Genomic DNA, 23,802 nt, shown 5'->3' on the forward strand with positions numbered 1-23,802 from the left:
CAAGCCGCGACGCAAGCCCCGACCCAAGCCGCGACGCAGCCGAGATTCAAGCCCGACTCAAGCTCAGGCGGCAGCCCGTGGGCGTCGGCTCACGCCGCGCCCACCGCCGCGTCGCACTCCTGCCCGCGCAGCGCCCGCGCCAGGTCGTCGCGGGCCTCCAGGACCAGGCGGCGCAGCGCGGGCGCCGCGTCCTCGTGCGCGGCGAGCCACGCGTCCGTCGCCGCCAGCGTCCCGGGCGAGTCCTGGAGCGCCGGGTACATCCCCTGCACCACGTGCATGGCGATCTGGATCGACCGCTCCCGCCACACCCGCTCGATCACCGCGAAGTACCGCTCCGCGTACGGCGCGAGCAGCTCCCGCTGCGAGGACCGCTCGAAGCCCGCGATGGTGGCCTCCACCAGCGCGTTCGACAGCGCGTCCGACTCCACCACCTGCGCCCACGCCTGCGCCTTCACCGCCGCCGAGGGCCGCGCGGCCAGGCAGCGCACCTGATGCCGCTTGCCGGAGGCCGTGTCGTCGCGGGCGAGTTCGGCGGCGAGCGCCTTCTCGTCGGCCGCCCCATAGGTCGCCAGCGGCTCCAGGAACGCCCAGCGCAGCTCCTGGTCGACGTCCAGACCGGTGATCTCCTCGGCGCCGTCCAGCAGGGCGCGCAGCAGCTCCAGATCGGCCGGCGCCGAGGCCGCGGCGGCGAAGAACCGCGCCCACGCCAGCTGGTGCTCGCTGCCCGGCTCGGCCTGCCGCAGCTCGGCCAGCGCACCCTGGGCGAGCGCCGTGCCGGCCGCCGCGCGCCACTCGGGCGCGACGTAGTGCACGAGCGCCGAACGCGCCCACGCGTGCAGCATCTGGAGCACGCCGATGTCGGTCTCCCGGCCGGCGAACCGCAGCACCAGGTCGATGAACTCCCGCGCCGGCAAAAGCGCGTCACGGGTCAGGTTCCACAGCGCCGACCAGCACAGGGCGCGGGCCAGCGGATCGGTCAGCGCGCCCAGCTGCTCGCGCAGCGTGGCCAGCGAGGTCGCGTCGAAGCGGATCTTGCAGAAGGTGAGGTCGTCGTCGTTGACCAGCACCAGTTCCGGCGCGTCCTGGCCGGCCAGCCCGGCGACCACCGTACGGGCGCCGGCCACGTCCACCTCGGCGCGCGCGTACCGCTCCAGGGCGCCGACCTGCGAGCGCCGGTACAGGCCCACCGCGACGCGGTGCGGGCGCAGCTCGGGGTGCGACTCGGCGGCCTCCTGCACCACCGCCAGCTCGTCGATACGGCCCTCGGCGTCCAGCAGCACCTGCGGGGTCAGCGAGTTGACGCCGGCCGTCTGGAGCCAGGACCGCGCCCAGACGCCCATGTCCCGGCCGCTGGTCTCGGCCAGCACCGCCAGCAGGTCGCCCAGGCGCGTGTTGCCGTAGGCGTGCCGCTTGAAGTAGCGGCGCGCGCCCTCCAGGAACGCGTCCTGGCCGACGTACGCCACCAGCTGCTTGAGGACGCTGGCGCCCTTGGCGTAGGTGATGCCGTCGAAGTTCAGCTTGGCGTCCTGGAGGTCGCGGATGTCCGCGGTGATCGGGTGCGTGGAGGGCAGCTGGTCGGCCCGGTACGCCCACGCCTTGCGGCGGTTGGCGAAGGTGATCCAGGAGTCCTCGAAGCGGGTCGCGCCGACGTTGCCGAAGGTGCCCATGAAGTCCGCGAAGGACTCCTTCAGCCACAGGTCGTCCCACCACACCATGGTGACCAGGTCGCCGAACCACATGTGCGCCATCTCGTGCAGGATGACGTTGGCCCGCGCCTCGTAGGACGCCTGCGTCACCTTGCCGCGGAAGATGTACTCCTCGCGGAAGGTCACCAGGCCCGGGTTCTCCATCGCGCCGAGGTTGTACTCCGGCACGAACGCCTGGTCGTACTTGCCGAACGGGTACGGGTAGTCGAAGTGCTCGTGGAAGAAGTCCAGGCCCTGCTTGGTGATCAGGAAGACGTCGTCGGCGTCGAAGTGCCGGGCGAGGCCCTTGCGGCACAGCGCGCCGAGCGGGATCTCCAGCCGCGTCCCGTCCGCCAGCTCCCGCTCGTAGGTGTCGGTGACGTAGTGGTACGGCCCCGCCACCACGCACGTGATGTACGTCGAGATCGGCTTCGTCTCCGCGAACCGCCACACCCCGTCGTGCTGCTCGCCCGCGCCGTTGCTCCACACCGTCCAGCCCTGCGGCGCCCGCACCTCGAAGCGGAAGGGGGCCTTGAGGTCGGGCTGCTCGAAGTTGGCGAAGACCCGGCGGGAGTCGGCCGGCTCGTACTGCGTGTAGAGGTAGACCTCGCCGTCCTCCGGGTCGACGAAGCGGTGCATGCCCTCGCCGGTGCGCGAGTAGGCGCACCGGGCGTCCACGACCAGCTCGTTGTCGGAGGCCAGGTCCTCCAGCAGGATCCGGGAGCCGTCGAAGACCTCGCCCGGGTCCAGATCGCGGCCGTTGAGCGAGACGGCGGTGACGCCCGGCGCGATCAGGTCGGCGAAGCTGCTGGCGCCCGGCTCGTTGCAGCGGAAGCGGATCGTGGTGACGGACCGGAAGGTGCGCGGCCCGTCGCCCTCGGGCCCGCCGACCGCCGAGCGGATGTCGAGGGACACCTCGTACCCGTCGACGGACAGCAGAGCGGCCCGCTCCCGGGCCTCGTCGCGGGACAGATTCTCACCGGGCACGGACGGCACTCCCTCGTGTCGTGATCAAGATGTGGACAGCACCGATCCTGCCATGCGGACCTGACGCCGGACATCAGGGAATGCCCTAGCGAACGATCGGGTTGGCCCGTTCAAAGCCCCGATACCGAGGAGAGCCATGTCCGAGAACGCCTCCGCCGCCAGGACGCCCGTCGACTTCTGGTTCGACCCGCTGTGCCCGTGGGCCTGGATGACCTCCCGGTGGGTGCTGGAGGTCGAGAAGGTGCGCGACATCGAGGTCCGCTGGCACATCATGAGCCTGGCCGTGCTCAACGAGCCCAAGATCGACACCCTGCCCGAGGAGTACCGGGAGCTGCTGTCCACCAAGGCGTGGGCGCCGGTGCGCGTGGTGACCGCGGCCTGGCAGAAGCACGGCGAGGACGTCCTCGGCCCGCTCTACACCGCGCTCGGCACCCGCTTCCACAACCAGGGCGAGGGCGCCACCCGCGAGGCGATCGCCGGCGCGCTGGCGGACGCGGGCCTGCCCGCCGACCTCATCGACTACGCCGACCAGGAGGACTTCGAGTTCGACGCCGAGCTGCGCGCCTCCCACAAGGAGGGCATCGACAAGGTCGGCCAGGAGGTCGGCACCCCGGTCATCGCGCTGCCCGGCGCCGACGGCGAGCAGATCGCCTTCTTCGGCCCGGTCGTCACCCCGACGCCCAAGGGCGACGAGGCGGCCCGCCTGTGGGACGGCACGGTCGCGGTCGCCTCGGTCCCCGGCTTCTACGAGATCAAGCGCACCCGCACGGCCGGCCCGGACTTCAGCAACCTGTAACCCCGGAGCGTTCCCGGCGCGCCCCCCTAAGGGTCCGACGGGCCCGTAGCGCCCTTACGGCCCTCACGGCCCTTACGGGAAGACCCCCGCGAGTCATGTCCTCGCGGGGGTCTCCTTCTTTCCGCCCGCCCGCGTGAAGGGTGAGAAGACGATCACGAGGCGGGACGCTTCGGTGCGCGCGGCGGCGGGACCGGCCGGCGCGGCCATGGCAGCACGTTATTGCGAATGGCTTGCAACTACAAGTCAGCAACAAGAGGCCGTGTCCGGGCAAGAGGAGGGGGCCGCCGAGACGGAGGCGTTGCGCCGCACGCCGGAAGGCCCCCGCGTGCGTCACGCGGGGGCCTTCCGGAGAGTCCGGCGTCCGAGGGGCCGTACGTCAGGTACGTCAGTCACGTCAGCCGCGGACGCCCTTGCGCTGCCGGGCGTAGCCGATCGCCGCCAGGACCACCGTCATCGCGCCCGTCGAGTACAGCTGCACCCGCGTGTCGGCCTCCCGGGCCATCAGCACGAACACCGCCGCCATCCCGGCCAGCGCCACCCACGTCAGCCACGGGAACGCCCACATCCGCACCACCAGCTTCTGGGGCGCCTCCCGCTCCAGCCGGCGCCGCAGCCTCAGCTGCGAGACGGCGATGAAGATCCAGACGACCAGGATCACCGCGCCGATCATGTTCAGCAGCCAGGGGAAGACGTCGTCGGGCCGCCAGTAGCTGAGCAGCACGCACCCGAACCCGAACAGGCTCGACACCAGCACCGCGGCCCGCGGCACCCCGCCGGAGACCTTCGCCAGCGCCCGCGGCCCCTGACCGCGCCGCACCAGCGAGTACGCGATCCGCGACGAGCCGTAGATGTTGGCGTTCATGGCGCTCAGCAGCGCGACCAGCACCACCACGTTCATCAGCTGCCCGGCGCCCGGAATGCCCAGCTGGTCCAGGGCGGCGACGTAGGGGCCCTTGGCGACCACGTCCGGGGAGTTCCACGGCACCAGGGTGACGATGACCGCCATGGAGCCGATGTAGAACAGCGCGATCCGCCACATGGCGGTGCGCACCGCGCTCGCCACGCCCTTGACCGGGTTCTCGGACTCGGCCGCCGCGATGGTGACCGTCTCCAGGCCGCCGTAGGCGAACACCGAGGCGAGCAGGCCGACGATCAGGCCCTGGCCGCCGTGCGGGAGGAAGTCGGTGAGGTGCGAGGCGCCCGGCGAGTCGGTGCCGGGCAGCACCCCGGCGACCGCGAGGACGCCCAGCACCAGGAACAGGCTGATCGCGCCGACCTTCAGCGCGGCGAACCAGAACTCGAACTCGCCGAAGTTCTTCACCGCGGCCAGGTTCGCGCCGCAGAACACCACCATGAACAGCGCCACCCACAGCCAGTCGGGCGTGCCCGGCAGCCAGGTCGTGACGATCTTCGCGGCGCCCATGCCCTCCAGGCCGACCGCCGTGCACAGCAGCACCCAGAACGACCAGCCCGCCGTGAAGCCGGCCCACGGCCCGAACGCCCGTTCAGCGTGCGCGGAGAAGGAGCCCGACGACGGATGGGCGGCCGACATCTCGCCCAGCATCCGCATCACCAGCATCACGAGGGCGCCGGACAGGGCGTAGGCGACCACGATGGAGGGACCGGCGGCGGCGATGCCCGCGCCGGAGCCGACGAACAGACCGGCGCCGATCACCCCGCCGAGGGCGATCATCGACAGATGGCGCTGTTTGAGGCCGTGCCCGAGGGAGGCGGCGTCGGCCTCGGGCGCGTCGGCGGCTTCGCCGGTGCTGGTGCGGGTGGGGCTGCTTGGCATGGGCGCGCTCGTCCGGGGGTGTGGGGGGTGGGGGCGGAAGTGCCCACAGTGTGGGCAGCCCGTCCGCTCACGGGGACGGGCTGCCCATTATCCGGACGCGCCCTGCGCGCAGGGTGAGGCGGTGACTACGCGGCGAGCGGTGACCTCACGGACCTCCGGGGCTGGGAAGGGGGTGAGGAGACCTTTCGGACGGCGCGGAGCGGGCTCTCCAAGCGGCGGAGATCGGGCACCTCATACGGCGCGGAGCGGGCCCTTCAGGTTCTGGAGAGCGCCGGGGCGGGGTGCCGGGTGACGTGCTGGTTGGCGGGGCGGGGCAGGCCGTAGCGCTCCCGCAGGGTCCGGCGCGGCCCGTACCCGGCGCGCAGCAGGCCGCGGGCGCGCAGGATCGGGACGACGTGCTCCACGAAGGCCTCCAGGCCCGAGGGCAGCACCGCGGGCATGATGTTGAAGCCGTCGGCCGCGCCCCGCGTGAACCAGGTCCCGATGGCGTCGGCGACCTGTTCGGGGGTGCCCGCGAAGGTGAGGTGCCCGCGCCCGCCGCCGAGCCGGCCGATCAGCTGCCGCACGGTGAGCCGCTCGCGCCGGGCCAGCTCCACCACCAGCGTGTAGCGGCTCTTGGCGCCCTCGATCGCCGACTCCGGCGGCAGGTCGCCGGGCAGCTGACGGTCCAGGTCGAGGGTGCCGGGCGGCAGGTGCAGCAGGTTCTCCAGCCGGGTGCGGCCGTGCTCGGGCACGATGTGCTCGTCCAGTACCCGCTCGTTGGCGCGCGCCTCGGCCTCGGTGGAGCCCAGCACCGGCACGATCCCGGGCAGCACCTTGAGGTGCTCCGGATCGCGCCCGGCCCTCCCGGTGCGCGCCTTCAGGTCGGCGTAGAAGCCCTGCGCGTCGGCGAGCGTCTGCTGCGCGGTGAACACCGCCTCCGCGTAGCGCGCCGCGAACGCCCTGCCGTCCTCGGAGGAGCCGGCCTGCACGAGCAGCGGATAGCCCTGCGGGCTGCGCGGCACGTTGAGCGCGCCCGCCACGCTGAAGTACGTGCCCTCGTGCCGGGGCGGATGGATCTTGGCGTCGTCGCCCCACACCCCGGCCGCCTTGTCGGCGACGATCGTGTCGTCCTCCCAGCTGTCCCACAGCTTGAGCGCCACCTCGGTGAACTCCGCCGCCCGCGCGTACCGCTCGGCGTGCGCCGGCTCGGCGGCCAGGCCGAAGTTGCGGGCCGCCTCCTCACCCGCGGTGGTCACGATGTTCCAGCCCGCCCGGCCGCCGCTGACGATGTCCAGCGAGGCGAACCTGCGGGCCAGGTTGTAGGGGGAGTTGTAGGAGGTGGAGGCGGTGGCGATCAGGCCGATGTGCTCGGTGGCCGTCGCCAGCGCGGTCAGCAGCGTCAGCGGCTCCAGCGCGCCGGCCGGGCGCTGCGCCACCGTGTTCCACAGCTGCGGCCCGTCGGCCAGGAACAGCGAGTCGAACGTGCCGCGTTCGGCGATCCGCGCCAGGTTCACATAGTGGGCGAGGTCGGTGTGCGCGTACGGGTCGCTCTCCGGCAGCCGCCACGACGCCTCGTGGTGGCCGGTGTTCATCAGGAACGCGTTCAGGTGCAACTGGCGGGTCATGCGCGGTCCTCCGTGACGCCCAGCGCGGCCAGCAGCCGTTCCCGGTACTCGCCGAGCAGCGGGTCCCGGTAGGAGCGCGGGTGCGGGCGGTCGATGGTCAGGTCGAGGCCGATACGGCCGTGGTCGAGGACGAGGACACGGTCGGCGAGCACGATCGCCTCGTCCACGTCGTGGGTGACCAGCAGCACCGACGGCCGGTGCCGCTGCCACAGTGCACGCAGCAGGCCGTGCATCCGGATCCGGGTGAGGGCGTCGAGCGCGCCGAACGGCTCGTCGGCCAGCAGCAGTTCGGGTTCGCGGACCAGGGAGCGGGCGAGGGCGGCGCGCTGCGCCTCGCCGCCGGACAGCTCGCTGGGCCAGGCCCTCTCCCGGCCGCCCAGGCCCACTTCGGCGAGGGCGGCCCGGCCGCGCGCGGCGGCGGCCTTGCCGTCGGCGCCCAGCAGCACGTTGTCCAGCACCCGGCGCCAGGGCAGCAGCCGGGAGTCCTGGAAGACCACGGACACCCGCTCGGGCGCGGCCAGTTCGCCGCCGCCCGCCACCCGGTGGTCGAGTCCGGCGATGGCCCGCAGCAGGGTGCTCTTGCCGGAGCCGCTGTGCCCGAGCAGTGCGGTGAAGGAGCCGGCCGGCAGGTCGAGGTCGATGCCGTCGAGGACGGTACGGCCCTCGAACGACCTGGTCAGACCGGTGAGCCGGACGGCCGGCCGGGTCAGCTGCTCAGTGTGCGGCGCCATGACAGCACCCTCCGTTCGACGAGACGGACCACGCTGTCGGAGACCAGGCCGAAGACGCCGTAGACGAGCAGGCCGACGAGGATGACGTCGCTCTGGCCGTAGTTCTGGGCCTGGAACATCATGTAGCCGAGGCCGCTGGTGGCGTTGATCTGCTCCAGCACCACCAGACCGAGCCAGGAGCCGGTCACGCCGAGCCGCAGGCCGACGAAGAAGCCGGGCAGCGCGCCGGGGATCACGATCTCGCGGAGGAAGCGGTAGCGGGACAGGCCCTGCACCTCGGCCAGTTCGACGAACCGGGTGTCGATGCCGGCCAGCGCGGCGTGCGTGTTCAGGTAGATCGGGATGTAGACGACGATCGCGATGATCGCGACCTTGAAGGTCTCGCCGATGCCCAGCCAGAGGATGAACAGCGGGATCAGGCCGAGGGTGGGGATCGCCCGGTTGAGGTTCACGGTCCCGTCGATCAGCGCCTCGCCGGTCCGGCTGAGCCCGGCGGCCAGCGCCAGCAGCACTCCGGCGCCCAGACCGATGGCGAAGCCGTAGGCGGCCCGGCGCAGCGAGGTCGCCACGTCGGTGGGCAGCGTGCCGTCGCTCCACAGCCGCCCGGCGGTCCGCAGCACCGTCCAGGGCGCCGGGATCGCGCCCGGGTCGAGCCGCCCGGCGGCGGAGGCGGCGGCCCACAGCGCCAGCAGCACCAGGGGCCCGGCCAGCCGGGCGGCGGGCAGCCGCCTGCCGGGGGACAGCCCACGGCGGGCACGGCGGGTGCGGACCGGCGCACCGGCGTTTGCGGGAGCCGCCGAGGTGACGGTCGTCGTGGCCGCGGTCTTCTCGGTCGCCGAGGTCGTCATGGCGCTCACCTCCGGTACTCGGCCGCCACGGCCCGGGCCGCGATGGACTCGAACCGCCGGTCGAAGAGCGAGTCGACCTTGAACCTCTTCACGAAGCCGCCCTCGGCGAGCAGATCGGCGGTCTCCTGCTCCCACTTGACCGCCTCGTCCCAGCTCGGCGGGAACAGCGGCTTGTTGGCGAGCTTCGTGATGGACTCGGCCTGCGCCAGGGTGAGGTTCTGCGTCTTGACGTAGAACTCCCGGTTCCACTCGTCCGGGTGCTCCCACTGCCACACCAGGCCGCGCGCCCACTGCGGGACGTACGCGGCGACGGCGGCGGCCTTCGCCTCGTCGGCCAGCACCGAGGCCGGCGCCCACAGCAGGTTCAGCAGGTCGACGACGTCGGTGGGGATGGTGTGCGCGCCCTTCGCGCCGTACTGCCTCAGATAGGCCGGGGCCTGGCTGTTGGCGAGCGGGGCGACGTCCACCTGCCCCGATTGCAGCGCGGTGAGGAACTGGTTGCTGGTCAGCGGCACCAGCTTCACGTCGTCGTACGTCAGCCCCGCCTCCTTCAGCGCCCGCAGCAGGACGACGCCCTGCGCCTGCCCCTGCGAGAAGGCGAGCTTCTTCCCCGCGAAGCCGCGGACGGTGCGGATGTCGCTGCCCGGCTTGGTGGCGAAGAGGTAGTTCGGCCTGCGGGTGACGTTGATGGCGACGATCCGCGCGTCGTAGCCCTGGAAGTGCGCCTGGATCGGCGGAATGCCCGCGTTGTTGGCGAGGTCCAGGGAATGGGCGCGGAACGCGTTGATGACGTCGGGGCCCGCGCCGATGTTCAGCCAGTCGGAGACCGTGAACGGCAGCTCGGGGAATTTCGCCAGCTTGAACTGGAGCTGCTGGACGTCCTGGTAGGAGGCGATCTTCAGACGGGTGCCCGGCGGCACCTTGGCCGCGAGCGGGGCGGACAGGTCGGCGCCGGACGCGGCGGCGGCGCGGCCGGAGCCGGCGCAGCCGCTCAGCCCGGCCGTCGCCGCGGCGACACCCAGCAGGGAGGAGAGGAACAGGCGCCGGTCCAGGCCGGACACGGGTGCGGAAGGCATGGCGGGACTCCGGGGGATCACAGGGTGCACAGGGCGGCGGAACGCGTACGGAATTCCGGACGACGGCGAAGTCCGGCACAGCGCAGGTGAATTCACGCGGGTTCACGCGGGTTCACATGGGTTCACGCGGGTTCACATGGGTTCACGCGGGTTCACGCGGGGAAAGTCCGGGCGTCGGGCATCCGGAAGAGGACCGGATGCCCGGGCGCGCGGTGGAGACGCGGTGGAGAACCGGAGGAAAAGGCGCTCCGGGACGCTTCAACGGGTCAGCAACAAAGAGTGCGACAGCTCGTGAGCGGGTTCATGGAAGGAATGCTCCCGGTCCCGCACGAGTGCTGTCAACATTCGGAGTTTCCGAATTAATCAACGTCGGATGACACGGTCAGCGGGTCCCGGTAAAGCACGTCCAGCGCCACCGCGCCGCCCGCCACCGCCAGCACGGAGTCGGCGAACGCGCTCGGCCGCACATCGGCCGCCCGGTCCGCGCCGGCCGCCTGCCGCAGCGCCGCCAGGCAGTCCTCCCGGCGCATGGCGCCGACCTCGGTGACCACCACCGTCTCCGGATTGAGCACGGCCAGCAGCATTCCCACCGCCCGCCCGGTCATCCGCGAGCGGGCCACCAGCAGCCGTACGGCCGCCGGGTCGCCGGCCGCCGCCGCGTCCAGCACGCGCATCGGGTTCGTCCCGTCGATCACCCCGGCCGCACGGGCCCGCCGGCACAGCGTCCGCTCGCTCAACTCCGCCTGGAGGCAGCCCACCCGCCCGCACGCACAGGGCTCCGTGCCGCCCGGCACCGGCAGATGCGCGATCGCGCCCGCCTGCGAGCGCGGCCCGTGGTGCACCTCGTCATGGGTGGCGAAGGCCGCGTCGACCACGTTGCCCACGAACAGGTGCAGCACGCTGCGGCTGCTCCGCGCCCCGCCGAACAGCCGCTCGGCGTTGACCAGCGACCGGGCGTGTCCGTCGACGTGCACCGGCAGCCCGGTGCGCGCGCCGATCGCCTCCCGCACCGGCACGTCCCGCCAGCCCAGCAGCGGATGCCGCACCACGGTCCCGGAGTCCCGGTCCACCCAGCCGCCGGCCGCGAAGCCCACGCCGAGCGCGGCGGCGCCCGGCGCCCCGGCCAGCAGCGCGGCGATCCCGTCGGCGGCCCGCGCGAGGACCCGCGCCGGCTCCGTCCCGGTGTGCTCGATCCGCCGCTCGGCCACCACCCGGCCGCGCAGGTCCAGCAGCGCGACCGTGGTGTACGGCACCGCCACGTGCACGGCGCCGACCAGGAACCGCGCGTCGTCCACGTCCACGGGCACGTGCGGCCGGCCCACCCCGCCCGACTGCCGGGGCGCGGCGGCCTCCCGGATCAGCCCGAGCCGGGCCAGCCGGGCGCAGTGGTCGCTCACGGCGGCCGGGGACAGCCCGGTCAGCCGGGCGATGGTGCTGCGCGCCACCGGCCCGTGCGCCAGCACCGAGCGCAGCACGGCGCTGGCACTGGTGCGGCGCCGGTCGGGATCGGCGAGCCGGGAAACGGGGGAGGTCAGGAGGGGTGTCGCGGTACGGGGCATGGGGTGTCTCCGGGGAGGACGGGGCCGACGCTGCGCCTGCTCGTGAGCAGGGGCGCGCGGAGCCCGCCCCTACCGGGAGCGGCGACAGGTGGCCGTGCCCTGGCGTCGCAGGTCGACATAGCGACGCGACGAGAAGTACCGGGCCTGGGCAACCATGCGTTCGAAGCTAGCAAACGGTCCCACCCGTGCCCAGACGGCGACCGACGGGCGAGACGCCCGCCGAACGCGGGGCCGTGTCCGGCGGGCGGGGCGAGGGCCGCGCGGGCGCGCCCCCGGCGGGCGGGGCGAGGACGGCGTGCGGGGCCGCCCCCGGCGGGCGGCGGGGCGAGGACGGCGGGCGGCGGGGCGAGGACGGCGGGCCGGCCGCGGGTCGGCTGCTCCAGCCGCCTTTGGCGGTTCCCTACAGAGCGGCCGAGGGCGCCTCCCGTCGCCCCGGCCACACGACCTCAGTGACCGGGGTCACTCCGCACCGGGTGTAACCGCCTCTCTTTGTACGGAGTTCACCAACGTCCCGCGCGGGCCTTTGTCGAGCGTTGACGGTGATCCGTCACGGTGCGCCGCGATAGCGTCACGATGTTCCCCACTGCCCTCACCCTCGCGGAGACCCCATGAGCACCGCCGCCGCCCCAGTCCGCACCGGCCAGGTCCTCGCCGACCTGCTGCCCGCCTCCCGCGTCCGGGACGTCGCCCTCGTGCTCGGCGGCGCCGCGCTCACCGGAATCGCCGCGCAGATCGCCGTCCCGGTGCCGGGCTCCCCGGTCCCGGTGACCGGCCAGACCTTCGCCGCGCTGCTCGTGGGCACCTCGCTGGGCGCCGGCCGCGGCCTGATCGCCCTCGCGCTGTACGCGGTCGCGGGCGTCGCGGGCGTGCCGTGGTTCGCGGAGGGCGGCTCGGGCGCGGGCGCGCCGTCCTTCGGCTACGTCCTCGGCATGCTGCTGGCCGCCACCGTCGTCGGCGCGCTGGCCCGCCGCGGCGCCGACCGCGGCGTGTGGCGCACGGCCGCCACGATGGTCCTGGGTGAGGCGATCATCTACGCCGTCGGCGTGCCGTACCTGGCCCTGTCGACCGGCATGTCCGCGTCCGCCGCGATCGCCGCGGGCCTCACCCCGTTCCTGATCGGCGACGCCCTGAAGGCCGCCCTGGCGATGGGCGCGCTGCCCGCGGCCTGGAAGCTGGCCGGCAAGCGCTGAGCCGTACGCGGCGGAAAAACGCGGTGGAGGGAGCCCCCGGGGGCTCCCTCCACCGCTTTGTGGACCGGACGGGATCAGCCGGCCGAGACCTCCTCGGCCGCACCGGCCGGCTCGGCGGCCGCGGCCCGGCGGTCGCGGTCGAGCTTCTGCTTGACGAAGGCGATCACCAGCACCACCGCCGCCACCAGCAGCGACAGCAGCACGGTCTCGCGCCCGTCGTGCTCGGTGTCGGTGAGCATGTAGCCGAGGACGAAGACGATCAGCGCGGCCGCCGCCCAGGTCAGGTACGGGTACAGCCACATCTTCACGACCAGCTTCTCGGGCGCCTCGCGCTGGATGATCCGCCGCATCCGCAGCTGCGAGAAGCAGATCGCCAGCCACACGAACAGGGCGACCGCGCCGGAGGAGTTGACCAGGAAGAGGAAGACGGTGTCCGGGAACTTGTAGTTGAAGAACACCGCGACGAAGCCGAAGGCCACCGACACGAGGATCGCGGTCCGCGGCACACCGCGCGAGGTGGTGCGGGCGAACGCCTTCGGCGCGTCACCGCGTCCGCCGAGCGAGAACGCCATCCGGGAGGCGGTGTACAGGCCGGAGTTGAGACAGGACAGCACCGAGGTCAGCACGATGAAGTTCATGATCTGACCGGCGTGCGCGATGCCGAGGGAGTCCAGGGCGGCGACGTAGGAGCCCTTGTCGGTGACCGCCTTGTCGTCCCAGGGGATCAGGGAGACGACGACGAGGATCGAACCGAGGTAGAAGACGCCGATGCGCCAGATGATGCTGTTGGTCGACTTGGTGACCGCGCGCTGCGGGTCCTCGGACTCGCCGGCGGCGAGGGTGGCGATCTCGCTGCCCATGAAGGAGAAGACGACCAGCAGCACACCGGTGAGGATGGAACCGGGCCCGTGCGGCAGGAATCCGCCGTGATCGGTGAGATTGCCGAAGGACGCCTGGTCGGTGTGGACGCCGGGCAGCACGCCGAAGATGGCGAGCAGGCCGACGACGATGAACGCGCCGATCGCGACGACCTTGATCCCGGCGAACCAGAATTCGAACTCGCCGTAGGAGCCGACGGAGATCAGGTTGGTGGCGGTCAGCACCAGCATCACGATGAGGGCCCAGCCCCACTGCGGTACGGCGGGCACCCAGCCGGAGAGGATCTTGGCGCCGGCGGTGGCCTCCACCGCGAGCACCACGACCCAGAAGAACCAGTACAGCCAGCCGATGGAGAAACCGGCCCAGCTGCCGAGCGCGCGGTCGGCGTGCGCGGAGAAGGAGCCGGAGGTGGGGTTGGCGGCGGACATCTCGCCGAGCATGCGCATCACGAGGACGACGAGCGTGCCGACGAGGGCGTACGACAGGAGGATGCCGGGTCCGGCGGTGGCGATACCGGTACTGGAGCCGACGAAAAGGCCGGCGCCGATGACGCCTCCGATGGCGATCATCGAAAGATGGCGGTTCTTGAGTCCGGCCTGAAGTCCCGAACCGTGTCCGTCGGGGCTTGTCTGGCCGCTTCCAGCCTTCGGCAGGGTCGACTGCGAGGTCATGGACGGTTATTCCTTACGCCGGGTGAGCGAGTTCTCGTACGAGCGGTGCACGAGTCGGTCCAGTGAATCGGAGGCCAAGGAATTCGTGAACCTTCGAAATGTAATTGTTACTTGAGGTTTCCTTGAGGTCTGTAGTTTCGCTCACATTCTTGAGAGGAGTGTGCTAAGTCACCACCCGGGGCGTCTGCCCGCGACCCGGCGTGACACACTCGGAGCATGCGCGTGTATCTCGGCTCCGACCATGCCGGCTTCGAACTCAAGAACCACCTCGTCGAGTGGCTCAAGACGGCGGGACACGAGCCCGTCGACTGCGGGCCGCACCTCTACGACGCCCAGGACGACTACCCGCCCTTCTGCCTGCGCGCGGCTGAGCGCACGGCCGGCGACCCGGACTCCCTCGGCATCGTGATCGGCGGCTCCGGCAACGGCGAGCAGATCGCCGCGAACAAGGTCAAGGGGGTCCGCGCGGCCCTCGCCTGGAGCGAGGAGACCGCCTCCCTCGGCCGCCAGCACAACAACGCCAACGTCGTCGCCGTCGGCGCGCGCATGCACACGCAGGAGGAGGCCACGAAGTTCGTCGAGACCTTCCTGGCCACCCCCTTCTCCGGCGACGAGCGCCACATCCGCCGCATCGACATGCTCACGTCCTACGAGACAACAGGCGACCTCCCCCCGATCCCGCCCCACCACCCCCAGCAGTAACGCTCCCCACCCCGCCCTACCCTCTCGGGGAAGCAGGGGGCGGAGCCCCCGCAGGGGGCCGGGGCGCAGCCCCGCCCCCCTGCCGAGCCGGGACGGCTCGCGTTCTCACTCCCGAGTCGGGTGGGTGGGTGGGAGAGCGGGGGCCGGGGCGGAGCCCCGGGGACGGCGCCTCCTGCCGCTGCCGAGTCGGGCGGGCGGGTGGGCGAAGGAGGTCCGGGCGCAGCCCGGGAACGGTGCCCCGCCCCCACCGAGGGCGAAGCAACCACGGCAGAAAAGGACACCGCACCGTGCCAGAAGGGCACACGATCCACCGCCTGGCCCAGGACTACGCCGCCCGCTTCCAGGGCGGCGCCCCCACGGCGACCAGCCCCCAGGGCAAGTTCTCCGACGCCGCCGACCTCATCACCGGAGGCGCCCTCACCCGCACCGAGGCCCACGGCAAGCACCTCTTCCTCCGCTTCAGGGAAGCCGACTGGGTCCACATCCACCTCGGCCTCTTCGGCAAGGTCACCTTCGGCGACGCCCCCGCGCCCCCGCCCACGGACACCGTCCGCCTCCGCCTCGCCGACAGCCTCTCGTACGTGGACCTCCGCGGCCCCACCACCTGCGCCCTGATCACCGAGGCCGAGAAGCAGGCGATACACGACCGCCTCGGCCCCGACCCCCTGCGCCCCGACGCCGACCCGGCGGCCGCCTACGCCCGCGTCCGCCGCAGCCGCACCACGATCGCCGCGCTGCTGATGGACCAGAAGGTCATCGCCGGCGTCGGCAACGTCTACCGCGCCGAAGTCCTCTTCCGGCACGGCATCGACCCGTACCGCCCCGGCCGGGACATCACCCCCGCCGAGTGGCAGGCCCTCTGGAGCGACCTCGTCGCCCTCATGCGCGACGGAGTCCGCGCCAACCGCATCGACACCGTCCGCCCCGAGCACACCCCCGAGGCGATGGGCCGCCCGCCCCGCGTGGACGACCACGGCGGCGAGGTGTACGTCTACCGCCGTACCGCCATGCCCTGCCACCTCTGCGGCGACGGCATCCGCACCGCCGACCTGGCGGCCCGCAACCTCTTCTGGTGCCCCACCTGCCAACAGCGCTGACCCCCGCAAGCCCCCGAACCGCCCCGCGGACCCCCGCACCGCCGCCCTAGAACCCGTGCGGCAGCCAGGGCGCCACCGCCGACCCGAACCCCACCGACGCCTCCGCGAGCGCCCCGCGCCGCACCTCCCGCACCCGCCCGGCCGCCGCCAGCCCCGCGAGCGGCACCCCGCCGAGGTACGCCGCCCCCAACTCCCGTACCGACAGCGCCAGATCCGCGGGATCGGACGTCCGCTCGCACGACGCCCCCTTCGCGTCCCCGCTCAGCCGCCACCGCCCCCCGTTCCAGGGGCAGAACGCGTCCTCGACCTCGAACACCACGTCCACCGGCGCCTGATACGTCCGCGCGGCCAGCGCCGCCCCGACGTCGACCAGCCGTACGTACAGCGAGTCCCGCAGCCGGGTCCGGCACCGCCGGATGTCGGTCACCAGGTACTGCCAGGCGTCGTCGACCGGCCGGTTGCGCACCGCCAGCGTCGTCATCAGGTCGACGCCGAACAGGAACCGCCACAGCGCCGCGTCGGTCGCCGGGTCGAGCGCGGCCAGGTCGTCCAGGGTCAGCGTCCCGTCGTGCCCGTCGTCGCCCCAGCCGAGCTTGGTCCGGTAGCGGGCGTATCCGGTGATCTCGCCGTCCCGCTCGGCCACCACGCACAGCAGCGACGACGCGCCGTCCCGCCAGCTCTCGGGGTCGAGCAGCCGCCCCCGTTCCCAGCCCGGCTGCCGGGCCAGCATCCCCGGCCGCTGCGGCACCAGGCGCGCGTACACCGCCTCGCACGCGTCGAGCACCTCGGCGGGCGCCGCGTACCGCACCCGGACCTCGTCCGTGCCGGCCGGGACGGACAGCCCCGCGCGGGCGGTGTCGATGTCGGCGTCCAGCTGGAAGGTCGCCGCGCCGTACCCGAACCGGCCGTAGATCGCCGGCTCGGAGGCGGTCAGCAGCGCCAGCGGCTCGCCCCAGGACCGTACGTCGTCCAACTGCCGCCGCATCAGGGACGTCAGCACCCCGCGCCGCCGGTGCGTGGCGGCCACGCCGACCATCGTGACGCCGGCCGCCGGCACCGGGCTCCCGCCGGGCACGGTCACCCGGAAGGTGAACGCCCCCGCCGACCCCACGCACACGTCACCGTCCCAGACGCCCAGGGAGCGGTCGTACTCGGTCAGGGAGCGGTCCAGTTCCCGTTCCTCCGGCGCCGAGGTCCCACCGAAGGCACGGACCAGGTGGTCGTACCAGGTGTCCCACTCGTCCCGCCGCAGCACCCTCGTCCCGAATACGGATTCCGTAGCCATGCGCCCATGCCTACCAGGGCGGCAGAGGGCGGGCGAACGAATTTGGTCCGGGGTGCGGCGCGTCGGCCGCTCATGGAGTTCACTGTGAAGTCCGGCCCCGGACGGGGGATAAGTCGGACCTCCCGTGCCAAGCGGCGGGTCCGATGGATAGGGTCCCGAACTAATGGCAGCAGGACGACAGCGGCGCGCGGAAGCCGAGACGTTCACGGCCCGGTGGAAGATGCAGTGGCACCGGGCCCGCGTCGGCGTGCGCCGAGCCGCCGTCGACTACTTCCGCGGCGACGGCTCGGACTGGATCGCGCTCGGCGGACTGCTGGTGACGGTCCCGGTGATCGCGGCCCTGACCCTGCTCGACTCCGTGTGGTTCTCCCCGGTCGCGCTGGTGCTGCCCATCGTCGCCGGCGGTCTGCTGCTGCGCCCGGCCAGCCTGCTCGGCCTGTACGCGGCGGCGGCCACGGCGCTGATCGTGGAGTCGGTGCGGCTCGGCCCGTACACCGAGGGCCCCTCCCGGGTGACCCCCGGCGTGGTGCTGGTGGTCGCCGCCTGCGGCTTCTTCGGGCTGTTGATCGCCCAGTTCCGCAGCCGGGTCGGCGTGCCCTGGCGGCGCGGCGGCACCATGCTGTTCGACCTGCGCGAACGCATCCGGGTGCAGAGCAAGCTGCCCCAGCTGCCAGGCGGCTGGCACCACGAGATGGCGCTGCGCCCGGCCGGCGGCCAGTCCTTCTCCGGCGACTTCGTGGTCGCGGCGCGCACCGGCGGCGGCCGCACCCTGGAGGTCGTCCTCACCGACGTGTCCGGCAAGGGCATGGACGCCGGTTCGCGGGCGTTGCTGCTGTCCGGCGCGTTCGGCGGCCTGGTGGGCAGCCTGCCCCCGCACGCGTTCCTGCCCGCCGCCAACGGCTATCTGCTGCGCCAGGACTGGGAGGAGGGCTTCGCGACCTCCATCCACCTGGTGCTGGACCTGGACTCCGGCGACTACGAGCTGTACTCCGCGGGACACCCGCCGGGCCTCCAGCTCAGCGCGGGCACCGGCCGCTGGGAGGAGAAGGCCGCCGAGGGCCCGCTCCTCGGGGTGTACGACGGCGCCCAGTTCGACCCGGTCAAGGGCTCGCTGCGACCCGGCGACGTCCTGATGCTGTTCACCGACGGCCTGGTGGAGACGTCCGACCGGGACATCGCCGAGGGCATCGACCGCCTCACCGGCGAGGCCGACCGCTATGTCGCGGGCGGATTCCACGGGGCGGCCTGGCACCTGATCGAGGCCGTGGCCAAGGACGTCAACGACGACCGGGCCCTGCTCCTGATCTGCCGCGAGGGCCCGACGGCCACCGCGGCCCACTGACCGGGCCCCGCTCCGAGGCGGCCGCCCGCCCCGGGCAGGCCGCCCCCCACCCGACCCACCCGAAGCGGGCCCCTGCCGCCAGCGGGGCCGCCGACGTCCCAGCGGCCCCCGACGGCTCAGCGAGCCGAAGCTCCCACGGCCACCGCCGGTATCGCCGCTTCGGAACCGGAACCGGAACCGGAGCCGTGCCCCGGACCGGCACCGGCACTGATACCGGTACCGGTACCGTGGCCCGCGCCCTGTCCGCGCTCCCCGGTCGCCGGGACGGCCTCGCGGCGGAAGGCCCACTCCATCCTCGGCTCCATGACGCCCCGGAACGCCCGCCGGACGGGCCCGGTGCACAGCAGGGTCATCCCGGCCGCCGCGACGACGGTGACGAGCAGCGCGCCCAGCGGCCGGTGCAGCCAGGCCGCGTCGAGCCAGCCCGCGTACAGGGCCCCCTTGATCAGGAAGCCGTGCAGCAGATAGCCGCACAGCGTGCCCGTGCCGAGCACGGTGAACCAGGTGCGCCGGCCCGGCACCCAGGCGAAGAAGCAGGCGGTCAGCACGACCGAGGCGGCGAACAGCGCCAGCACCATGACCGGCCCGGCCCACCAGGGCGCGCCCAGGTCCTGCGCGGCGCTGTTGCGGTAGACCCACGCCGAGGTCGTCCGCGGCTCGCTCCACCACGCGAGCGCGAGGGCCGCCGCGAACACCGGCGCCGCCGCGATCCGCACCGAGCGGCGGCGCACCAGCCGGAAGTGCTCCGGCCGCAGGCACAGACCGAGCACGAAGCACGGCAGGAACTGCAGGACGCGCTGCAACTCCAGGTCGGAGCCCATCGCGGGGGTGAACGACGCGAGCGCGGCGATGCCGAGGGCGACCGGCAGCGGATGGCGCACCAGCCGCCACACGGGCGCGGTCAGCCGCCAGACGAACAGGGCGCACAGGAACCAGGTGAGGTACCAGGGCGAGAGCAGGCTGATGTCGTCACCGCCGGAGTGACCGACGTGAATACGGAAGAGTGAATACGCCGTCTCGAAGATGACGTACGGCACGGCGACGCCGGTGATCAGCCGCTTCATCCGGTCCGGACGGGAGTCGAAATTCCGGGAGAAGTAACCGGAGATGATGATGAACGCCGGCATGTGGAAGACATAGACGACGTCGTAAGCCGCCGACAGCGTCCGGCTGCCGTTCTCGATCGTGGCCCAGGAATGGCCGACGGCCACCAGCACGATCGCCAGGTACTTGGCATTGTCGAAGAACGGGTCGCGCTGATGCGCGGCGCCGCCGCTTTCGACGGGTCTGCGCGGGGCGGGCAATCCCGGCGCCGATGACCGCGCCGGGGGGAGGGGTGTTCTGTTCTGGCCGGGGGACGAGGCAGCGTGGAACATCTGAGGCACCCTAGCGCTGTCCACCGCCGGCGCCGGAAACCCCGGGCGGCGATCTCCGCCCGCTCCCGGCGCGTACCCCGCATTCGACGCGGGAAATGTGACCGCCGGGTGAGGATCGACACACCGTCACCGCCGTTCCCGCACAGCATCAACGTCCTTGATGTCCGGATTCATCACGACGAGTTGCGCCATCCCGGCCCGTTCGCGCCGCCGATTCGGAATATCTGCGGACGCGTTGTGCGGATATCGAAACGGAAATGCCCGGAACCGTCGGCCGGGCGTGGCGTGAACACGCGCTGAATTCAGTCGCGCGATGAGCCCCGAGCGGCGTTGGCGCCCTGGGGCGGGTGGTGTCCGGGACGCAGGTCCGTACCGATGATGCGTCAGCGGCCGCATAAGTGGGCCCACTTGGTGGCACGATGGTTCCAGCGGGGGCGCGGGGACGGCCTCCGGGCGGGAGAGCGTACCGACCGAGGGTGTGATCAGTGTGGCCATTTCACTGTCTGTGGTGCTGCTGTTGGCGATCATCCTGGTGGTGTTGCTCCGAGGAGGGTCCATCAAGGCCGGCCCGGCCATCGTCGCCGTGCTCTTCGGCTTCTTCCTGGCCTCCACCGGCATGGCCCCGTCGATCAACCGCTTCATGAACTCGATAGCGGACACGATCAACCAGATCAGGTTCTGACAGCGCCGGCCGGGCCGGCGGCACGGGCGGCACCGCCGCCCGGACCCGGCGTGCCCGTAGCCCGGCCCGCACGGGACGACCGCCGGGAAACACTCAGGGCCGGGTCCGAGGAGCGAACCTCGGACCCGGCCCTGAGCCGTACAGAGCGGGCGACGGGAATCGAACCCGCGTAGCCAGTTTGGAAGACTGGGGCTCTACCATTGAGCTACGCCCGCACACAGAGCGCGCCGCTGGTCGGGTGACCGCGGCACACAAGGCATCGTAGCGGGTCGTACGCGCTCACCGCACACCCCTTCCTCCGCACCGCCGGGCCCAGGCGTCGATCCGCCCCGGCCGCGCACCCCGCGGCGCCCGCCGAAGCGACCCCGCTCACCCGTCCGGCGCACACGACGGCCTCGTCCGGCGCACACCACGGCCTCCTCCCGCGCACGCCGCCGCACCTGCCACGGACCCGTCGGCCACCGAACCGCGACACCCCCCGACACGCAGCCCCGCCGCGACACCCCCCGACACGCGCCCCCGCAGCGACACCGCGCCCCCGCCGCCCGTCGCGCCCGGCGCGCACCACCCGGCGCCCCCTGCGCACCCCCGGCGTTCCCGGGCGGCTCGCGGCAGGCGCGCGCGCCCGGCGTGCCGGGCGGTGGGTTCGCGCCACTCGGGCGCCCCTCGTCTCCCGCCCCTATCCGCGTCGCGCGGGCGTGCGGGGGAACTCGGCGCGCGCCCGCCGTGCCGGTCCGCGCACCAGGACGCTCGGTGAAATGGGGCGGTCGCACTGGCTGCGGGCATGTACCCTACGTCTCGCACCAGACGGGGTGTGGCGCAGCTTGGTAGCGCGTCCGCTTTGGGAGCGGAAGGCCGTGGGTTCAAATCCCGCCACCCCGACCACCCGCCGGCCTCCGGTCGGCGCATCTCGCCTGATCGCCTTTTGGGGCGCCGAGCGGCTCCGGTTACTATGCAAGCTGCGCGCCCGTGTGTCCGCTCCTAGGTCCCAGGACCTACGAACTCCTCCGGGCGGCGAATTTGCCGGACCTGTCAGGCCCCGGCAGAAACCAAGAAGTCAGCCACAAGGAGACCGAACCGTGAAGAGCGCCGTGGAGACCCTGAACCCGACTCGGGTTCGGCTCACTGTCGAGGTGCCCTTCGAGGAGCTCAAGGACAGCCTCGACGCGGCGTACAAGAAGATCAACCAGCAGGTCACGGTGAAGGGCTTCCGCAAGGGCAAGATCCCGGCCCGGGTCATCGACCAGCGCTTCGGCCGCGGTGCGGTGCTGGAGGAGGCCGTCAACGACGCCCTCCCGAAGTTCTACACCGAGGCCGTCAACGACGCGGAGCTGAACCCGCTGGGCCAGCCCGAGGTCGACATCACCGAGCTGAAGGACGGCGAGACGCTGAACTTCACCGCCGAGGTGGACGTCCGCCCGACCGTCGAGATCCCGGACTACTCCGGCATCGAGGTCGAGGTCGACGCCGTCGAGGTGAGCGACGAGGACGTGGAGAAGGCGGTCGAGCAGCTGCGCGAGCGCTTCGCCTCCACCTCCCCGGTCGAGCGCGCCGCCGAGGAAGGCGACGTCGTCACCATCGACCTGGAGGCCAAGGTCGACGGCGAGGTGCTGGAGGACGGCATCGCCAACGGCGTGTCCTACACCATCGGCTCCGGTGAGCTGCTGGACGGCATCGACGACGCCGTGAAGGGCCTGGAGGCCGGTGGCGAGGCCACCTTCACCTCCGAGCTGAAGGGCGGCTCGGCGGCCGGCAAGGAGGCCGAGGTCACCGTCAAGGTCAGCCAGGTCGCCGCCCGCGAACTGCCGGAGCTGGACGACGACTTCGCGCAGCTCGCCTCCGAGTTCGACACCCTCGACGAGCTTCGGGCCGACAGCCGCAAGCGCCTGGAGAACATGAAGCAGTACGACCAGGCCACGCAGGCCCAGGAGCGCGTCCTGGACAAGCTGCTCGAGCTGGTCGAGGTGCCCGTCCCCGAGAAGCTGCTCGAGGACGAGATCAACACCCGCAAGCACAACCTCGAGCACCACCAGCTCGGCCAGATGGGTCTCACCCTCGACAAGTACCTGGAGATCCAGGGCAAGACCGCCGAGGAGTTCGACACCGAGACCCGCGAGGCCGCGGTCAAGGGCATCAAGACCCAGTTCGTCCTGGACGAGCTGGTCAACAAGGAGAAGCTGGGCGTCAACCAGGAGGAGCTCACCGAGCACCTCATGCGCCGCGCCGCCTCCTCCGGCATGTCGCCCGACGAGTTCGCGCAGGCCGTCGTCCAGCAGAACCAGGTTCCGCTGCTCGTCGGCGAGGTCGCCCGCGGCAAGGCCCTGGCCGTCGTGGTCGAGGCCGCGACCGTGAAGGACACCAACGGCGAGGTCGTCGACCTGGAGGACGAGGACGACGAGACGGCCGAGGCCGCCGAGGCCGCGACCGCCGACGCCGCCGAGGGCGAGGGCGAGGAGAAGACCGAGGCCTGATCCGGCCGCGCGTCGCTCTTGACGTACGTACGATGGGCCCTGGGGAGCTGCTCCCCAGGGCCCGTCGCCGTACCCGGCCCCCGCGGACCGGGGCCCGCGCGCTACGCCCCCGGCGAACACCCCCCTCAGCGGGATTCCCCGAAGGGACCCGCGCGTTAGGGTCCATGAATACGAGGGCAGGGGAGTCCCCGAGCACCGCCGGACGGCCCCACGCCCCGGCAGTACACGTGAGACGGCCCGGCGCCGTCGTAAGACGAGCAGGTGGATACGTGACGAATCTGATGCCCTCCGCCGCCGGCGAGCCCTCCATCGGTGGCGGCCTCGGCGACCAGGTCTACAACCGGCTGCTGGGCGAGCGGATCATCTTCCTCGGCCAGCCGGTCGACGACGACATCGCCAACAAGATCACCGCACAGCTGCTGCTCCTTGCCGCCGACCCGGACAAGGACATCTACCTGTACATCAACAGCCCCGGCGGCTCCATCACGGCCGGCATGGCGATCTACGACACCATGCAGTACATCAAGAACGACGTGGTGACCATCGCCATGGGTCTCGCCGCCTCGATGGGCCAGTTCCTGCTCAGCGCGGGCACCCCGGGCAAGCGCTTCGCCCTGCCGAACGCCGAGATCCTGATCCACCAGCCGTCCGCCGGCCTCGCCGGCTCGGCCTCGGACATCAAGATCCACGCCGAGCGGCTGCTGCACACCAAGCGGCGGATGGCCGAGCTGACCTCCCAGCACACCGGCCAGTCGTTCGAGCAGATCACCCGCGACTCGGACCGCGACCGCTGGTTCGACGCCTACGAGGCCAAGGACTACGGCCTGATCGACGACGTCATCACCTCGGCCACCGGCATGCCGGGCGGCGGCGGCACCGGGGCCTGAGCCGCCCCCAGCGGGCCGCAGCGCCCCTGAGCGGCGCTCGCACCGGCCCCGGCCGTCCAGCGGACCCCGACGACCGCCACGGCCGCTCCACCGGCCGCGTGCGGCCCGCCAGCCCCTCAGCCGACCGCCCAGCCCT

Annotated in this window: 18 protein-coding genes and 2 tRNA genes; 9 read left to right on the forward strand and 11 right to left on the reverse strand. The window is 72.4% G+C overall.

The genetic code is table 11. The features are described 5' to 3' along the window. Positions 1-89 precede the first annotated feature (89 nt). Entirely contained in the window at positions 90-2,672 is a 2,583-nt protein-coding gene (pepN, locus tag ABEB07_RS28830; protein ID WP_345671027.1) for an aminopeptidase N, read from the reverse strand. Positions 2,673-2,808: 136 nt separating this feature from the next. Between pepN and ABEB07_RS28835 the strand changes: the two genes are divergently transcribed. After that, positions 2,809-3,468: a mycothiol-dependent nitroreductase Rv2466c family protein gene (locus ABEB07_RS28835; protein ID WP_345671028.1), complete on the forward strand. Its 660-nt coding sequence runs from the start codon at positions 2,809-2,811 to the stop codon at positions 3,466-3,468. 394 nt (positions 3,469-3,862) lie between these two features. On the opposite strand, the gene ABEB07_RS28840 is transcribed toward ABEB07_RS28835, so the two are convergent. The 6 genes from ABEB07_RS28840 to ABEB07_RS28865 all read right to left on the reverse strand — a co-directional run bounded on the left by ABEB07_RS28840 (position 3,863) and on the right by ABEB07_RS28865 (position 11,084). Next, positions 3,863-5,263 carry an amino acid permease gene (locus tag ABEB07_RS28840; protein WP_345671029.1) on the reverse strand — a complete coding sequence of 467 codons (1,401 nt, stop codon included), beginning with the start codon at positions 5,261-5,263 and terminating at the stop codon, positions 3,863-3,865. Between the two features lie 254 nt (positions 5,264-5,517). After that, positions 5,518-6,870, reverse strand: coding sequence for an LLM class flavin-dependent oxidoreductase (locus ABEB07_RS28845; protein ID WP_345671030.1), 1,353 nt, complete (start codon positions 6,868-6,870; stop codon positions 5,518-5,520). Then, positions 6,867-7,601, reverse strand: a complete 735-nt coding sequence (locus ABEB07_RS28850) for an ABC transporter ATP-binding protein (protein WP_345671031.1) — start codon at positions 7,599-7,601, stop codon at positions 6,867-6,869. The genes ABEB07_RS28845 and ABEB07_RS28850 overlap by 4 nt, the downstream gene beginning before the upstream one ends. Next, positions 7,577-8,449, reverse strand: coding sequence for an ABC transporter permease (locus tag ABEB07_RS28855; protein ID WP_345671032.1), 873 nt, complete (start codon positions 8,447-8,449; stop codon positions 7,577-7,579). The genes ABEB07_RS28850 and ABEB07_RS28855 overlap by 25 nt, the downstream gene beginning before the upstream one ends. Positions 8,450-8,454: 5 nt before the next feature. Beyond that, a complete protein-coding gene (locus ABEB07_RS28860; protein ID WP_345671034.1) occupies positions 8,455-9,525 on the reverse strand; it encodes an ABC transporter substrate-binding protein in 1,071 nt (356 codons plus the stop codon). A 359-nt stretch (positions 9,526-9,884) separates the two neighbouring features. Next, the gene (locus ABEB07_RS28865) at positions 9,885-11,084 is read right to left on the reverse strand and encodes an ROK family transcriptional regulator (RefSeq protein ID WP_345671035.1); all 1,200 of its coding nucleotides are present in this window, start codon (positions 11,082-11,084) and stop codon (positions 9,885-9,887) included. Positions 11,085-11,692: 608 nt separating this feature from the next. On the opposite strand from ABEB07_RS28865, the gene ABEB07_RS28870 reads away from it, so the two are divergent. Further along, positions 11,693-12,274, forward strand: coding sequence for a biotin transporter BioY (locus ABEB07_RS28870; RefSeq protein ID WP_345671036.1), 582 nt, complete (start codon positions 11,693-11,695; stop codon positions 12,272-12,274). Between the two features lie 74 nt (positions 12,275-12,348). On the opposite strand, the gene ABEB07_RS28875 is transcribed toward ABEB07_RS28870, so the two are convergent. Continuing rightward, a complete protein-coding gene (locus ABEB07_RS28875; RefSeq protein WP_345671037.1) occupies positions 12,349-13,824 on the reverse strand; it encodes an amino acid permease in 1,476 nt (491 codons plus the stop codon). Positions 13,825-14,040: 216 nt separating this feature from the next. Between ABEB07_RS28875 and ABEB07_RS28880 the strand changes: the two genes are divergently transcribed. Together ABEB07_RS28880 and ABEB07_RS28885 are read left to right on the forward strand one after the other, a co-directional pair. Beyond that, the gene (locus ABEB07_RS28880; protein WP_176148959.1) at positions 14,041-14,526 is read left to right on the forward strand and encodes a ribose-5-phosphate isomerase; all 486 of its coding nucleotides are present in this window, start codon (positions 14,041-14,043) and stop codon (positions 14,524-14,526) included. A gap of 287 nt (positions 14,527-14,813) precedes the next feature. Next, entirely contained in the window at positions 14,814-15,623 is an 810-nt protein-coding gene (locus tag ABEB07_RS28885; protein WP_345671038.1) for an Fpg/Nei family DNA glycosylase, read from the forward strand. Between the two features lie 46 nt (positions 15,624-15,669). Here the strand turns inward: ABEB07_RS28885 and ABEB07_RS28890 are convergent, their stop codons facing one another. Then, a complete protein-coding gene (locus ABEB07_RS28890) occupies positions 15,670-16,908 on the reverse strand; it encodes a GNAT family N-acetyltransferase (protein ID WP_345671039.1) in 1,239 nt (412 codons plus the stop codon). Between the two features lie 163 nt (positions 16,909-17,071). On the opposite strand from ABEB07_RS28890, the gene ABEB07_RS28895 reads away from it, so the two are divergent. Then, on the forward strand, positions 17,072-18,250 hold the full coding sequence (locus ABEB07_RS28895) for a PP2C family protein-serine/threonine phosphatase (protein ID WP_176148956.1): 1,179 nt from the start codon (positions 17,072-17,074) through the stop codon (positions 18,248-18,250). Between the two features lie 116 nt (positions 18,251-18,366). Here the strand turns inward: ABEB07_RS28895 and ABEB07_RS28900 are convergent, their stop codons facing one another. Beyond that, entirely contained in the window at positions 18,367-19,626 is a 1,260-nt protein-coding gene (locus ABEB07_RS28900) for an acyltransferase family protein (RefSeq protein WP_425589091.1), read from the reverse strand. Between the two features lie 487 nt (positions 19,627-20,113). Here ABEB07_RS28900 and ABEB07_RS28905 point away from each other — a divergent pair, with 487 nt between their 5' ends. Beyond that, positions 20,114-20,308 (forward strand): hypothetical protein, encoded by a 195-nt coding sequence (locus ABEB07_RS28905; protein WP_009188610.1) that lies wholly within the window; start codon positions 20,114-20,116, stop codon positions 20,306-20,308. A 144-nt stretch (positions 20,309-20,452) separates the two neighbouring features. Here the strand turns inward: ABEB07_RS28905 and ABEB07_RS28910 are convergent. Continuing rightward, positions 20,453-20,523, reverse strand: a tRNA-Gly gene (locus ABEB07_RS28910). A 593-nt stretch (positions 20,524-21,116) separates the two neighbouring features. On the opposite strand from ABEB07_RS28910, the gene ABEB07_RS28915 reads away from it, so the two are divergent. The 3 genes from ABEB07_RS28915 to ABEB07_RS28925 all read left to right on the forward strand — a co-directional run bounded on the left by ABEB07_RS28915 (position 21,117) and on the right by ABEB07_RS28925 (position 23,666). Beyond that, positions 21,117-21,193 (forward strand) — tRNA-Pro (locus ABEB07_RS28915). A 194-nt stretch (positions 21,194-21,387) separates the two neighbouring features. Further along, positions 21,388-22,779 carry a trigger factor gene (tig, locus tag ABEB07_RS28920; protein ID WP_345671042.1) on the forward strand — a complete coding sequence of 464 codons (1,392 nt, stop codon included), beginning with the start codon at positions 21,388-21,390 and terminating at the stop codon, positions 22,777-22,779. A 281-nt stretch (positions 22,780-23,060) separates the two neighbouring features. Beyond that, a complete protein-coding gene (locus ABEB07_RS28925) occupies positions 23,061-23,666 on the forward strand; it encodes an ATP-dependent Clp protease proteolytic subunit (RefSeq protein WP_164585959.1) in 606 nt (201 codons plus the stop codon). The last annotated feature ends 136 nt before the right edge of the window (positions 23,667-23,802 follow it).

It is taken from the genome of Streptomyces similanensis, from assembly GCF_039543625.1.
GTDB lineage: Bacteria > Actinomycetota > Actinomycetes > Streptomycetales > Streptomycetaceae > Streptomyces > Streptomyces similanensis.

Excerpts from the sequence above, each read along its gene's own strand:
- ABEB07_RS28835 (WP_345671028.1), top strand. The coding sequence starts at position 2,809 with ATGTCCGAGAACGCCTCCGCCGCCAGGACGCCCGTCGACTTCTGGTTC.
- ABEB07_RS28840 (WP_345671029.1), bottom strand. The coding sequence starts at position 5,263 with ATGCCAAGCAGCCCCACCCGCACCAGCACCGGCGAAGCCGCCGACGCG.
- ABEB07_RS28845 (WP_345671030.1), bottom strand. The coding sequence starts at position 6,870 with ATGACCCGCCAGTTGCACCTGAACGCGTTCCTGATGAACACCGGCCAC.
- ABEB07_RS28850 (WP_345671031.1), bottom strand. The coding sequence starts at position 7,601 with ATGGCGCCGCACACTGAGCAGCTGACCCGGCCGGCCGTCCGGCTCACC.
- ABEB07_RS28855 (WP_345671032.1), bottom strand. The coding sequence starts at position 8,449 with ATGACGACCTCGGCGACCGAGAAGACCGCGGCCACGACGACCGTCACC.
- ABEB07_RS28860 (WP_345671034.1), bottom strand. The coding sequence starts at position 9,525 with ATGCCTTCCGCACCCGTGTCCGGCCTGGACCGGCGCCTGTTCCTCTCC.
- ABEB07_RS28865 (WP_345671035.1), bottom strand. The coding sequence starts at position 11,084 with ATGCCCCGTACCGCGACACCCCTCCTGACCTCCCCCGTTTCCCGGCTC.
- ABEB07_RS28870 (WP_345671036.1), top strand. The coding sequence starts at position 11,693 with ATGAGCACCGCCGCCGCCCCAGTCCGCACCGGCCAGGTCCTCGCCGAC.
- ABEB07_RS28875 (WP_345671037.1), bottom strand. The coding sequence starts at position 13,824 with ATGACCTCGCAGTCGACCCTGCCGAAGGCTGGAAGCGGCCAGACAAGC.
- ABEB07_RS28880 (WP_176148959.1), top strand. The coding sequence starts at position 14,041 with ATGCGCGTGTATCTCGGCTCCGACCATGCCGGCTTCGAACTCAAGAAC.
- ABEB07_RS28890 (WP_345671039.1), bottom strand. The coding sequence starts at position 16,908 with ATGGCTACGGAATCCGTATTCGGGACGAGGGTGCTGCGGCGGGACGAG.
- ABEB07_RS28895 (WP_176148956.1), top strand. The coding sequence starts at position 17,072 with ATGGCAGCAGGACGACAGCGGCGCGCGGAAGCCGAGACGTTCACGGCC.
- ABEB07_RS28900 (WP_425589091.1), bottom strand. The coding sequence starts at position 19,626 with ATGTTCCACGCTGCCTCGTCCCCCGGCCAGAACAGAACACCCCTCCCC.
- ABEB07_RS28925 (WP_164585959.1), top strand. The coding sequence starts at position 23,061 with ATGCCCTCCGCCGCCGGCGAGCCCTCCATCGGTGGCGGCCTCGGCGAC.